The organism is Shewanella sp. MF05913, from assembly GCF_059758095.1.
This window is the reverse complement of record NZ_JCAYNT010000004.1, coordinates 285,565-298,865: the sequence shown is the minus strand read 5'-3', so window position 1 is coordinate 298,865 and position 13,301 is coordinate 285,565. Positions and strand designations below refer to the sequence as shown.

13 protein-coding genes and 1 riboswitch are annotated in these 13,301 nt (G+C 43.2%); of the genes, 8 read left to right on the top strand and 5 right to left on the bottom strand.

Going from position 1 to position 13,301, the window contains the following annotated elements:
* Positions 1–119: 119 nt before the first annotated feature.
* Entirely contained in the window at positions 120–1,037 is a 918-nt protein-coding gene (locus tag AC19MV_RS08435) for a hypothetical protein (RefSeq protein ID WP_498306970.1), read from the top strand.
* A 242-nt stretch (positions 1,038–1,279) separates the two neighbouring features.
* Complete coding sequence (locus AC19MV_RS08430) at positions 1,280–2,581, top strand: anaerobic C4-dicarboxylate transporter (protein ID WP_498306961.1); 1,302 nt, start codon at positions 1,280–1,282, stop codon at positions 2,579–2,581.
* 105 nt (positions 2,582–2,686) lie between these two features.
* Here AC19MV_RS08430 and AC19MV_RS08425 read toward each other — a convergent pair whose 3' ends face one another.
* Positions 2,687–3,571, bottom strand: coding sequence for a LysR family transcriptional regulator (locus tag AC19MV_RS08425; protein ID WP_498306959.1), 885 nt, complete (start codon positions 3,569–3,571; stop codon positions 2,687–2,689).
* A gap of 122 nt (positions 3,572–3,693) precedes the next feature.
* Between AC19MV_RS08425 and AC19MV_RS08420 the strand changes: the two genes are divergently transcribed.
* Complete coding sequence (locus AC19MV_RS08420) at positions 3,694–4,326, top strand: TetR/AcrR family transcriptional regulator (RefSeq protein WP_498306957.1); 633 nt, start codon at positions 3,694–3,696, stop codon at positions 4,324–4,326.
* Between the two features lie 114 nt (positions 4,327–4,440).
* Here the strand turns inward: AC19MV_RS08420 and gorA are convergent, their stop codons facing one another.
* From gorA to AC19MV_RS08405, 3 genes are all read right to left on the bottom strand, one after another.
* Entirely contained in the window at positions 4,441–5,796 is a 1,356-nt protein-coding gene (gene gorA, locus AC19MV_RS08415; protein WP_498306955.1) for a glutathione-disulfide reductase, read from the bottom strand.
* Positions 5,797–5,883: 87 nt separating this feature from the next.
* A complete protein-coding gene (locus AC19MV_RS08410) occupies positions 5,884–6,408 on the bottom strand; it encodes a hypothetical protein (RefSeq protein ID WP_498306954.1) in 525 nt (174 codons plus the stop codon).
* A 67-nt stretch (positions 6,409–6,475) separates the two neighbouring features.
* Positions 6,476–7,240, bottom strand: coding sequence for a hypothetical protein (locus AC19MV_RS08405; RefSeq protein ID WP_498306953.1), 765 nt, complete (start codon positions 7,238–7,240; stop codon positions 6,476–6,478).
* 323 nt (positions 7,241–7,563) lie between these two features.
* On the opposite strand from AC19MV_RS08405, the gene prlC reads away from it, so the two are divergent.
* The 4 genes from prlC (at position 7,564) to AC19MV_RS08385 (ending at position 11,446) form a co-directional block, all read left to right on the top strand.
* On the top strand, positions 7,564–9,603 hold the full coding sequence (prlC, locus tag AC19MV_RS08400) for an oligopeptidase A (RefSeq protein ID WP_498306951.1): 2,040 nt from the start codon (positions 7,564–7,566) through the stop codon (positions 9,601–9,603).
* A 180-nt stretch (positions 9,604–9,783) separates the two neighbouring features.
* Positions 9,784–10,359: a DUF2975 domain-containing protein gene (locus AC19MV_RS08395; RefSeq protein WP_498306949.1), complete on the top strand. Its 576-nt coding sequence runs from the start codon at positions 9,784–9,786 to the stop codon at positions 10,357–10,359.
* Positions 10,359–10,568 (top strand): helix-turn-helix domain-containing protein, encoded by a 210-nt coding sequence (locus tag AC19MV_RS08390; RefSeq protein WP_498306947.1) that lies wholly within the window; start codon positions 10,359–10,361, stop codon positions 10,566–10,568. Before AC19MV_RS08395 ends, AC19MV_RS08390 begins: the two co-directional genes overlap by 1 nt.
* Before the next feature lie 14 nt (positions 10,569–10,582).
* Positions 10,583–11,446 carry an alpha/beta hydrolase gene (locus tag AC19MV_RS08385; protein WP_498306945.1) on the top strand — a complete coding sequence of 288 codons (864 nt, stop codon included), beginning with the start codon at positions 10,583–10,585 and terminating at the stop codon, positions 11,444–11,446.
* Between the two features lie 79 nt (positions 11,447–11,525).
* Here the strand turns inward: AC19MV_RS08385 and ribB are convergent, their stop codons facing one another.
* Positions 11,526–12,182 carry a 3,4-dihydroxy-2-butanone-4-phosphate synthase gene (gene ribB / locus AC19MV_RS08380; protein ID WP_432402365.1) on the bottom strand — a complete coding sequence of 219 codons (657 nt, stop codon included), beginning with the start codon at positions 12,180–12,182 and terminating at the stop codon, positions 11,526–11,528.
* A 95-nt stretch (positions 12,183–12,277) separates the two neighbouring features.
* Positions 12,278–12,446, bottom strand: a riboswitch (FMN riboswitch).
* 280 nt (positions 12,447–12,726) lie between these two features.
* Between ribB and AC19MV_RS08375 the strand changes: the two genes are divergently transcribed.
* A complete protein-coding gene (locus AC19MV_RS08375) occupies positions 12,727–13,257 on the top strand; it encodes a thioesterase family protein (RefSeq protein ID WP_498306943.1) in 531 nt (176 codons plus the stop codon).
* Positions 13,258–13,301: the final 44 nt, after the last annotated feature.

The following is a 13,301-nucleotide window of genomic DNA, read 5'->3' as shown; positions in this document are numbered from 1 at the left end:
GAGGGTCATCAATGTTCGAAAAGTACTTGAATAGCTGTAGTTGCGACATGGGTTAACTCACTTCTTACTAAAAAGAAGTATAAGATCACAAACTTAAGTCAAGGTAAAGCTTCGTGATCTTGCCCTGGGGTTTAGCATCTGAATATCGTTTTTATGATGGCTGGGAAACATTACGATATGGTTATGCTTTTTATGACTACTCGCCAGAATGGCAAATTCAACTTGGTATCAATCAAGTCCCTTTTGGTAATCCTGGGTTCATCTCAAATAGTTTTTGGTTTGGCGTACCGTATTATTTAGGTTTTGAAGACGATTACGATGCGGGTATTAAAACCGTTTATTCGAGTAATGGATGGGGGACTGAATTAGCGTTTTATAAAAATGCTGAATATGGTGCTAGTCGCAATGAACGTTATTCAACCGATTTGTATACTGGAACGGTTAACGGCACTGAATATTATAACGAAGAGACTAATCAGTTAAATGCTCGTCAAACCTACACCATGGAATACGAAGGCGGAAAAACCGTACTCGGTGGCTCGATTGAAGTGGGACAAATTTACAATAGCAACACTGGTAACAATGGCGATCGCTATGCCATTGCGTTGCATTTAGACAGCAGCTATAACGGTTGGAACTTACAGCTTCAGGCAATGCAGTATGAGTATGATGCAGCTGACTCACTTGATGAGAACAAAATTGCCGTATCGGCTTACGCCTGGCAGTACGAGATTGCCTCAAAAGCTCAGGCCTACAGTGTCAACATAGCAAAAACGTTTACCACTAGCTGGGGCAGTGTAAAAGTATATAACGACTTTGGACTTGTGACACCAGACGTAGACAATGACGATTACGACAATAGCTATCAAAATGTCACAGGTGTGGCGTTATCGTCAGGGCCGACATATACCATGATAGATTTTATCACGGGCAAAAATATGTATGCTTCGACATTAGACAACGGTCATGTTGGTCTTCCTGAGATTGGAGATAGCTGGGATTATCGTATCAATGTTAACTTTGGGTACTATTTTTAAGCGTTAACTATTTGTCTTCCATTAAATGCCAATCATTTGATTGGCATTTTTATTGTAATTTCGAGGCCATTTTTACCGATATACTGCTTAATAATTCTGCTGATAACTCCCTCTACTTTATTTCCACTCAGTAAATTGATCCACGTCTATATTCGTAAAATAGCAAAAGAGTAGTATCACAATCTCTAAAGCAGTTATCCCTGCTATACCGTCAAATACTCAGGAATTAACAAGTTCACACTATGATGATACTAGAAATAATAATTGTGCTCGGGGCCATTTACCTCGGTGCGAGAATGGGCAGCATAGGGATAGGGTTTGCTGGTGGCGTAGGCGTGTTAATTCTCACTGTGGGTTTAGGCTTAACGCCTGGCGCGATCCCTATCGACGTGATGTTGATTATTATGTCGGTGATTACTGCCATAGCCGCAATGCAAGAAGCGGGGGGCATGGATTATTTGGTGTCGATAGCTGAGAAATTACTGCGAAAACACCCAAAGCATATTACCTTTTTAGCGCCAATAGTGACCTATTTGATGACATTATTTGCTGGGACTGGCCATACGGCTTTTTCGACCTTACCGGTTATCGCTGAGGTGGCTAAAGAGCAGGATATTCGTCCTTCTCGCCCATTATCTATCGCCGTTGTTGCCTCACAAGTGGCCATTACGGCATCGCCTATTTCTGCTGCAGTGGTATTTTTCTCGGGGATTTTAGAGCCTTTTGGCGTGGATTATTTAGTACTGTTAGCCGTGTGTATTCCCTCTACCTTCATTGCCTGTTTAGTGGGCGCCGCAGTCGCGTCGTTATTGGGTAAACCACTGCAAGAAGATGCTATTTATCAACAACGTTTAGCCGACGGATTAGTGAAGGTTCGTGGCGAAACTCAAGCCACATTATTACCTGGCGCTAAGCGGTCTGTGGCGATTTTTTTAGTGGCGATTGTTGCGGTGATGTCTTATGCCACCGCAATATCTGACAAAGTCGGTTTAATTACGCATCCGGTGCTGTCGCGCGATGTGGCGATTATGTTGTTTATGCTATCTGCTGCGGCGGCAATTACCTGGTTTTGCCGCTTAGATGCCAGCAAAATTTCTAATGCGTCGACGTTTAAGTCTGGCATGTCAGCGTGTATTTGTGTACTTGGGGTAGCATGGTTGGGTGATACTTTTGTATCTAATCATATTGATGAAATTAAAGACATTGCAGGAACTTTACTTCAAAACCAGCCCTGGTTGTTGTCGGTAGCGTTATTTTTTGCCTCTATGTTGTTGTATTCTCAAGGGGCGACAACAAAAGCATTAATGCCCGCAGCGCTGGCGATTGGCGTGAGTCCGTTAACGGCTATTGCATCGTTTGCTGCGGTGAGCGCCTTGTTTGTATTACCCACATACCCAACATTATTAGCGGCAGTTGAAATGGACGACACAGGTTCAACGCGGATTGGTAAGGCGGTGTTTAACCACCCGTTTCTTATTCCTGGAGTCGTCACCATTGCCATGAGTGTGTTGCTGGCATTTTTGTTTGGTAGCATGATTTTATAGGTAATATTAAGGTGCTTTCTAGCAAGCTCAAAGAGGGCGTCATGGTGAGTATGTGATTGGGTATAACCCTATCGATAAGCCAGATGACCTACCGTGAGTCATGATTTAGATAGCCGCGATAGGCTCGTCGAGTTGATAACCTTTGTGTTCAACGTTGGCTTTAATTAAATCTATTAACTGTTTTGTCGCATGGGTTTGGGTGTCAGGATTGAGATAGAGTGACTCATTAAACATCGGCAGTGGTGGTAAGCCATGTTTTAGTGGGTCTAACACCTGCATTTTATCGTTAATTCTAAATTCGGCTACCGGTGCAATCACTAAATCATTCTCGACGGCCATGCACAATGCTTGTGGTGATGGGGTAGACAGTAGCACTCTGATAGGACGCATAGACAATTGGTGATTAGCGAATACTTGTGCTCGAATAGGACAGTTTTCTGGGTATAAGCCTACAGGAATCGTTTTGTTTTTATGGGCATTACCGTTAGCCGCAGCAACCCATTTAAAACGGCGGGTAAATAATAGTTCGCCATTAACGGGTAATTGCCAATGCGTGGCAACAATCACGTCAAACTCACCTTGATGTAGCCGCTTGTATAAATTACCGCTGACGTCGGTGTCGATGACTAATTCAATGCAGGTGAACTCACGAATAAACTCTAATAAGCAGCTGTTTAAATAGCATTTTATAAAGTCGGTTGGTACGCCAAGGCGGATAACTTCACGGTTGTTACACTCTTTTAATTCATCGAGTGCTTGTGAGTTTAGCTGGATCATTTTATAGGCGTAGCTAAGTAAGGTTTCACCAGACTCGGTCAAGGTGACACCTTTGTTGTCTCTAATCAACAATGTTTGGCCGACACTTTCTTCAAGCTTTTTAACTTGCAAGCTCAGTGTAGATTGGGTTCGGCAAATTTTATCTGCAGCTTTTGATAAGTTGCCACACTCCGCAACCGCGATAAAACTCTCTAATAATTCAATCTTTAACATAGGCCATTGAATAAGTTCATAGTGGTATCAGTATTACTCAATTTGCCATATCTAAAAAGCTTGCTATGGTGTAAATGTGAGATGTTAACGTTTTATTTATACTAAATTTGATGGAGTACAAAATGAGCAGCTGGGAAGAGCGCGGAAACTATTTGATTGAGGTGTCACAACGTTGTTTAAAAGGTCACAAGACCTTTGATTTGTGCCGTTCACATTTAGTTGAGGCCAGCCAGATATCGAAAGGCACCATCTATAATCATTTTACCTCAGAAGCTGATCTCATTGTGGCGGTGGCCTGTGCCGATTATCGTCATTGGTTAGCGCAAGCAGAGCAAGACACTTTGCAATATAGTGACCCTTATTTACGCTATATATTCCATCATTGTCAGCGCTTGTATCACATCTTGTCTGAGCAATCGTTTGTTATCGCCAGAGTCATCCCTAATGAAGCCGTTATATCTCATGCCAGCGATTATTATCGTGAGCGTTTTGAACGTGTGAGCTCGCAATATAAGCAATGGAACGCCCAAACGTTAACTGAAATTGGTGAAGTTGGCGGATTTAATCGTGGTGAGTTACTGTGCGATTATTTACGCGGCGCGATGATTAACAGTGATGATGCACAAAAGCATCCAAATGATGCCGAAATGTACTATCAATTTAGTTTTGCCATGACTCAATTAATGGGCCACTCACAGAAACGCCCTCCCGGGATTAAAGTGTTTTTGCAATGGTTAGCGGACAAAGAAGCATAAAAAAACCATGAAAGCGCTAAGCTATTCATGGTTTTTATTATTGAGACTGTATTGATGTCGGAAGACTGTAATTAATATTTAACTACTAACTATCAAAAGCTTATCTCCAAATACTTATCTCATAGTGACAAATTCTTCAGCGCCAGTAGGGTGAATTGCCACTACTGAGTCAAAGTCTGCTTTAGTTGCGCCCATTTTCATTGCCACGCCAAAGCCCTGGAGTATTTCGTCCATACCAAAACCGATACCGTGAATACCGACAACCACTTCATTATCACCTGCACACACCAGCTTCATTTTACAAGCCTGGCGATGCGCTGTAACAGCGGAATACATTGAGGTAAAAGTAGAGGTGTAAACCTTGATATTGTCTTGGCCATACTGCTCAGCGGCTTCAGGCTCAGTTAGACCCATGGTACCGATAGGTGGATGACTAAATACTACGGTTGGAATTAAGCTGTAATCCATTTTGGCATCTGGCATGTTGCCAAATAAGCGCTCTGACAACAAACGACCCGCTTTAACGGCAACTGGGGTTAATTCAACACCACCCGCCATAATGTCGCCAACACAATAAATACCTTTAGCGGTGGTATTTTGTTGCTCATCAGTAATCACATAGCCTTTAGCATCTAACTTAACATCGGTATTTTCTAAGCCGATATTACCCGTTGACGGTGAACGGCCAATGGCCCAAATTAGGCAATCAATTGTTAAGCTTTCACCGTTTTCAAGCGCTAGGGTTAAGCTGCCATCAGCATTTTTATTAACCGACTTTGGCACGCTGTGAGTGTGCAATGTTGGGCCATCGGTGGCCATCGCGTCAACTAATGCGTCCATTAAAATAGGGTCAAAGTTACGCAGTGGCGCATGCTTACGTACCAATAAATGGGTTTCGCTGCCTAAGGCATGCAATACGCCTGCAACTTCAACAGCAATATAACCCGCGCCAACCACAGCAACGCGTTTTGGTTGCTCGCGCAGGGCGAAGAAACCGTCAGAATCAATACCGTATTCTGCACCAGGGATGTCAGGAATCGTCGGTGCGCCGCCAGTAGCAACAGTAATATGGTCAGCGGTGTAGTGCTCGCCATTGACTTCAATGGTGTTATTATTAACAAAGCGACCATAGCCATTTAATAAGGTCACTTTATTATTCGCAAAACCACGACCGTAAGAATCATGGATGCGGCTAATGTAAGCTTCACGATTGTTAACCAGAGTGTTCCAATCAAATTTATTAACAGTGACATCAAAGCCATAGTCTTTAGCGTACAGATTTAAGGCTTCGGCGACATGTGCGCCATACCACATGACTTTTTTAGGAACACAACCCACGTTAACGCAAGTGCCGCCAACGTGTTTTGCTTCAATGATAAGAACTTTTGCGCCACGCATTGCTGCACGGTTTGCTGAGGCAATACCGCCACTGCCTGCGCCAAGCGCGATATAGTCAAAATGTTGAGCCATGATGATCTCCACTACGATTAATAACCCCATTGTAGGGGGGATTGTGTTTGCAATCTAGTCGTTTACTTATTGTGTTAGCGCAACGCATTAACGCTTATGCTGACATGCACCACGGTCAACGTTACCTGGGCCGCTGGTTGCACACTTAAGGCAAGCCCATTCGTCCTCTCTAATATCGATTTCATCTTGATAATGACTAAATTGACTGTGTTGGGTTTGGCGCTGCTTTTTTTGTAAGTGCTTTATGCGGTTATTTAACCACCGACAGCTAGGGTCGTCGACCATGCTTGGCCGCGTTTGACTTGATGAAAAATGAGATGATTGATTGGCATCGATGTGCTGTTGCAAACTCGGTTTGAGGTAAATATCGTCGGCGCGATACTCTAATGCTGAACTCGTTTCAGTGGGTAGTGTGATGCGATTACCTTGGCTATCACTGGCGGATTGTGGTGGTAAATCATTGACGTTGTCGTTACTAAGCTCAGTGGTATTTTTAGACGGTTGTTTATTTAACTGATTGAGCTCAGCGGCAACGGCTACCGAGGAAGCCCATAAAGAGGTTATCGACAATACGCCACATATAGCAGCGTATTGAACTTGGCGGGTTAGCATGTGCATTCCTTGCGCGGTCAAATATTAACCATTCAGTGTAGTCGCACAATGATAAAACGCGAGTCTGCTAAAAGCCCAAACTGATAAATACACCCGCATAAGTTTCGTTTAAGCTGCCTTGTTGGTCGTCAATCCGGGCTTGTTGTTTAATGTCTTCTAAGGCAATGCTGTGGCTAATATGGGCGGCAATCGCAAGATTCTCACTAAATTGATGCTCTGCTTCTAGGCCAAATTGCACATGGTTGTCACCGTCGTGGTCTTCGCTACTGTAGCCAAAATCAAATCCTTGCAATACATAAGGTGTTAGCGTGAGTTGTGGGTTGATTTCCCAAGGACTGTGTACGCTCAGGGTAACAAAGTAACCAGACGCTTCAGTGGCATAAGTATAGTTGACGGCGGGGACCAACCAATCAATGCCGCTGTAGGTGATTGAGCTAAAAAATTCATTGTCGGATGCGCGATCATCTCCATAAAATTCAAGGCGTTGGTAGCCAATCGTGGCATCAATGTCATCGTGTAGAGATACGCTGTATTCTAACCCAGCATTCCATTCGGTGTAATGTACTTGGTCTGCTCGGCCAACCACGGCAAAAACCACCATGTCATTATGTTCAACGCTTGCAACAGCCCAGGTAATGCCGCCTTTATCTAGGTTGTCGCGACCCTCAGTAATGTAATGATTCTCCCAGCCCACATCTAAGCCAAAGCTTGGCTGAGTATCAGCGAGGGCGAATACAGGTGTTGACAGTGCTAAGCTAATTACCGCAAGTACCGGTAAAAAAACAGTAGTAACACCATGTTTACAACTAACAGTACAGAAAGCAAAGGTCATGTGTTGGCCCAAGGTTATGGTGCAGAGTGATGGTACATAGATGTGTTCGTAATGAGTATGGTATCTGTTTAATGTATAAATTAAATGATAATCAGTCTCGTTTGAGACCTAGTAAACAATAATAAAATTGTAAATTAAGTGTAAATTAAAACTGTGGAAGCAGTCACTTTATTTGTATGAATAATACGCTAGAGCCAACTCAGCAGATCAATCGTTAATTCATTCATCGCGATAATAGATCTTGAAAACGCAGCAAATTGACCCAATATATGTAGCAATTGACCCTATATAAGTCGTCACACGAATTATTTCGAGGAATCTTTATGAGCAATCCATTGCTAAATAGCGCAGCGTTACCCGAGTTTTCTAAAATCAAACCAGAACACATTCAGCCTGCGGTTGAGCAAGCCATTGCCAAATGTCGTGAAACCATTGATGTTTTATTGGCTAAAAATAGTCAATATACCTGGGACAACCTGATTGCCCCCCTTGAAGAAGTGGACGACGAATTAAGTAAAGCGTGGTCACCGGTATCGCACATGAATTCGGTTGTCAGCAGCGATGCATTGCGTGATGCCCATGATGCGTGTTTACCATTATTGTCTGATTACGGCACCTATGTTGGCCAGCATCAGGGGTTGTATGAGGCGTATAAATCAATTCATCAATCAGCTGATTTTGCCGAGTTAACTCAAGCGCAGAAAAAAGTTATTGAACAAAGCTTACTCGATTTTGAATTGTCGGGCATTGGCTTAGATGATGGTCAAAAAGCGCGTTATGGCGAGATTGTTAAGCGTTTATCTGAGCTAACTAGCAATTTTTCTAATCAGTTACTAGATGCTACCGAAGCCTGGACCAAGTTGATTACCGACGAGGCTGATCTAGCGGGTTTACCTGAGTCGGCAGTGGCCGCTGCTAAAGCAATGGCTGAAGCCAAAGAGCTAAAAGGTTGGTTGTTTACCCTTGATTTTCCATCCTATTTACCGGTGATGACCTACAGCGAAAACCGTGAGTTACGCGAAGAATGCTACCGTGCATTTGTCACCCGCGCCTCTGATCAAGGCCCAAATGCTGGCGATTTTGATAACACAAATAACATGAACGAAATCGTGGCATTACGTCATGAGTTAGCCAATCTACTGGGTTTTGCCAGTTACGCAGATAAATCATTAGCCACCAAAATGGCAGAGTCACCAGAGCAGGTATTGGGCTTTTTAAATGAATTAGGTCAGCGCTCAAAAGGCCAGGCGGCAACAGAATTGGCTGAACTACGCGCCTTTGCTAAAGAACACTATGATGTCAGCGAAATGGCTTCATGGGACTTAAGTTTTTATGCCGAAAAACTGCAGCAACACAAATATGAAGTGTCGCAAGAAATTTTACGTCCGTACTTCCCAGAAGACAAAGTCTTATCAGGCCTATTCTTTACCGTTAACAAGCTATTTGGCTTAACGATTAACGAACAAAAAGGCGTTGATACCTGGCACAAAGACGTGCGCTTTTTTGATATTTTTGACGCCGATAACGAGCACCGCGGCAGCTTCTATTTAGATTTATATGCTCGCAGCGGTAAACGTGGCGGCGCATGGATGGACGATTGCCGTGGCCGTCGTATTACCTCTACTGGTCTGCAAAAACCAGTGGCTTATTTAACCTGTAACTTTAATGGCCCAGTAGACGGCAAGCCGGCGTTATTTACTCACGACGAAGTTACTACGTTATTCCACGAGTTTGGCCACGGTATTCACCACATGCTAACCAAAGTCGATGTTGGCGGCGTATCGGGCATTAACGGTGTGCCTTGGGATGCCGTAGAGTTACCAAGTCAATTTATGGAAAACTGGTGCTGGCAAGAAGAAGCCTTAGCGGAAATCTCTGGCCACTACGAAACTGGCGAGCCATTACCAAAAGCATTGCTCGACAAAATGTTAGCGGCAAAGAACTTCCAGTCAGGCATGATGATGGTGCGCCAGCTTGAGTTCTCGTTGTTCGACTTTAGAATGCACCATGAGTTTGACCCAGCAAAAGGCGTCGATATCCAAGGTATTTTAGATGAAGTGCGCAGCCAAATAGCGGTATTAACCCCACCAAGCTTTAACCGCTTTCAACACGGTTTTGCCCACATTTTTGCCGGTGGATATGCTGCAGGTTATTACAGCTATAAATGGGCTGAAGTGTTATCGGCTGATGCGTTCTCACGTTTTGAAGACGAAGGCATCTTTAACCCAGAAACGGGCAAAAGCTTCTTAAATAACATTCTTGAAATGGGCGGAAGTGAAGAGCCAATGGAGCTGTTTAAACGCTTTATGGGCCGCGAACCCAACACTGATGCATTACTGCGTCACAGTGGTATTGCCGCGTAAATCATTAATGTAAACACTTTAAAAACCGACATTGATTGTCGGTTTTTTTATGGCTGCGATTTGAAATACTGAGGTCATTTGGGTTGATATAAAAATAAAGTTATCGTTTATCGATAACTTATTGTCGAATAAAAATAACTATGTTAACGTTAAATTAACATTAACCAACCTAGAATCATCATGGATAGAATTGTTTCACTCAGTAAATGGATTAAATTACTCATCGTTTTTTTAGCCTTATTACAAGTCAGTAGCTATTGCGGCACCATGGTGTTCGGCGAGTTTCAAGCGGGCGAATATGTACTCACAATTGACTGGTGGGGCTGGTTTAGCAGTTACCTTGCCGTTGATTTTGGTAACCCCTGGCAGGCTCTTGCGCAAAGCCTTTATGATGCAGGCTTTCATCCCGGGTTCATTTTGGGCAGTGTTGAAATTTTGCCTTATCTGTTTATTTATTATTTTCTATATCAGTTATTCACTTTGTATCAACAGGGGCAGGTGTTCACCCCAGGTAATTTTCGCTGTTTAAGCAACATTGCTTTGGTCTTTTTAGCGTGGATTTTACTCAGCCTTTTCTATCCGATGATCATCGCTTTTTCACTGCACTTTAGCGGTACATCAAGTGCGGTCCCGGTGTATTTTAGCTTGGGAAGCCAGGAGCTAAAGTATGCGCTGTTTGGAATGATTTTTTATTGTGTGGCCTGGGTGATGAAGCACGCGACAGAGCTGCAAGAAGAGGCGGAGTTAACCATTTAATGGCCATTATTATTGAGCTAGACGTGATGCTGGCAAAGCGCAAAATGAAGTCAACTGAGCTAGCAGAATTGGTGGGTATTACACCGCAAAATTTGTCGGTATTACGTAGCGGCCGCGCTAAAGCGATTCGGTTTTCAACACTCGACGCCATTTGCCAGCATTTACAGTGCTCGCCAGGTGATATTTTAATCCACAAGGACGATGAATAATTAAGGACAATGATATGCAAAATACAGTAAAAAAAATGATCTCGGTGGCAATGATTAGCACGACTATGCTCATTCTCTCTGGCTGTACGGTGCGCTTAAGTGAAGAGAATTTTATTGCCAATGATAAAGAGCCCGTGGCCTTTAGCACTGAGTTCACTCAAGCATTACAACAAGCCATGCCGAATCATCTAATCACTCAATTGAGCCTAGAAGCAAGTGATCACGTTAAGCTGAATGGTTTTTTTATTGATAATCCTGCAAGCAACACAACCCTAGTGTTTTATCAGGGTAATGGCATGAAAATTCAGCCACATTGTTTGGCCGATTTAACGGCATTATCAGCGCTTAACACAGATATCTTAGTCATGGATCGCCGTGGTATTGGCGCCAGTGAAGGTAAGCCGCGGATTAACAATATTATCTTGGATGCCCAGCAACAATTAGACTATGTACATCAACAATACCAACCCGAAAAAATCATATTGCATGGTTACTCGTTAGGCAGTTTTATTGCCGCAGAATTAGCCAGAAATAATAAAATAGATGCATTGGTTTTACACGGTTCGGCCACTAATGCCGACGATTGGGTCGATGAGAAAACGCCCTGGTACATGGCACCGTTTATGAGCCTGGAAATGCCCCAAGACTTTCGTAATATCGATAATCAAAAAGTGGTTACCAATGATTACCAAGGCCCATTATTGGTGATCGCAGGAGAGGATGATGAAGAAGTGCCGCCAGCACTTGCTGAAAAACTGTTTGCTGCGAGCAAGTCTGCTAATAAGCAGTTCATTATGGTGCCTAATATCGGCCATCAAGGCATGCTAGAAGAGGCAACTACAATGCAGCAGTATCAGGCCTTTATTACCGAGCTTTGATTGAGCGGAAAATCGATACAAAAAGAGGCGCAATGCGCCTCTTGTTTTGGATAGTCGTTGTTACGCTTTGAGTAATAACTTACGCTAACTTTAAATCATACTGGTTGCGGTACATCACCATGTCTTCGATGGTGAGAACAGGCATATTGTGCTTTAAACCAAAGGCGACGATTTCTGGCGTTTTCGCCATGCTGCCATCTTCGTTGGTAAGTTCACATAACACGCCTGCTGGCATTAAACCGGCCATTTGCATTAAATCAACCGTACCTTCAGTGTGACCGCGACGAGACATCACCCCGCCAGCGCGAGCGCGTAGCGGAAATACGTGTCCAGGATGGGCTAAGTCAGATGCTTTAGCATTACGGTTTGCCGCCGTTTTTATGGTGGTAACACGGTCTTGTGCTGAAACGCCTGTAGTCACACCCACTTTCGCTTCAATGGAGATGGTAAAAGCGGTTTGATTGGCGCTATTGTTATTAACAACCATCGGTGGCAATTCAAGCTTATTAGCATGCTCGTCGGTTAAACATAAACACACAATGCCGCTGCATTCACGGATCATCAATGCCATTTGGGCTGTGGTTAAATGCTCAACTGAATAAATAATATCGCCTTCGTTTTCGCGATCTTCATCATCGAGTAGTAATACTCCGCGGCCTTCTCTAAGCGCAGCAAGTGCATTTTCGACACGTGTAATAGGTTCGCCAAATTCGGCAAGTAGTGATAACTGATTCATGGTTGTACTCCTAAAATGACCAGAATCAGGGCTTGTAAAGAGGGATATAAATCCAAAACAAATTGCATCAAAAAGCCGTGGGCTGATTGATGTATCTCTATTCTCTCTCATCCGGACTATAACCGTCGGCTCTGGACTGTTAGACATTACCTTTAAGCAATACTAAGTCACCAGATCTGCTGACCTCGACGAATCGAGCGCTCGCGGGCTTACTTTTTCAAGTTTACCGCCGGTGGGGAATTGCGCCCCGCCCTGAGAATTATAAACAATGTTGTTTGCGTTGAGCATTTGTCGATAACGATAAATGCTGTTGTTCATCTTGTCAGTGTCTTAACAACACCATCAAGTTAACACCGCATTGCTATGGTAATCAGTTAAGCCTGAGATGAAAAGGGGGATGAGTCGCAAAAAGAGTAACAAATTACGGTACGCTGTTGAGTTTGTGTTGATGATTGAGTGTTAAATAAGTCAAAGACAGCAAAGCTCCTTGCTCGCTGGTATGACCTTTGTTAGCCTGTCGCGCTAACAATAGGAGTAGTGGTAAATGAATCTGTATTTTCGTTTTGCGTTATTGTTTTTATGGCGAATTGGCCATTGCAAACGTATTGATTTTTTAGGCACCAGTAAAATTAACTATCGGGTTTTGCCGTTAGATTGCGACATCAATATGCATTTAACCAACTCTCGCTATCCTGCTTTTATGGATTTAGCGCGTACTTATTTGATTGCTGAAATTGGTTTAATGAAGCAATTTTTAAAGAATAAATGGCTACCCATAGTCAATGCTGCAGAGTTTACTTATATTCGCGATATTAAACCGTTTGAAATGTTTACCATTGAAACCAAAATTGTCGGTTGGGATGAAAAATACTTTTATATTGAGCATCGTATCGTTACAGCGCGCGGTTTACATTGTATTGCGCATGTTCGTGGGGTGTTTGTATGCCGTGGTAAGCAAGTGCCTATCGAAACCTTAATTACGGCAGCGGGTTATACCGGTGGTACGCCTGAATTGCCGGCCGAAGTGGTAAAATGGAAACAGTTTTTACAACTCAAAAAAGAGTGTAATACATAACTATCATTGATTTTTAGTATATTTAGATCAATCAATCTGACTCT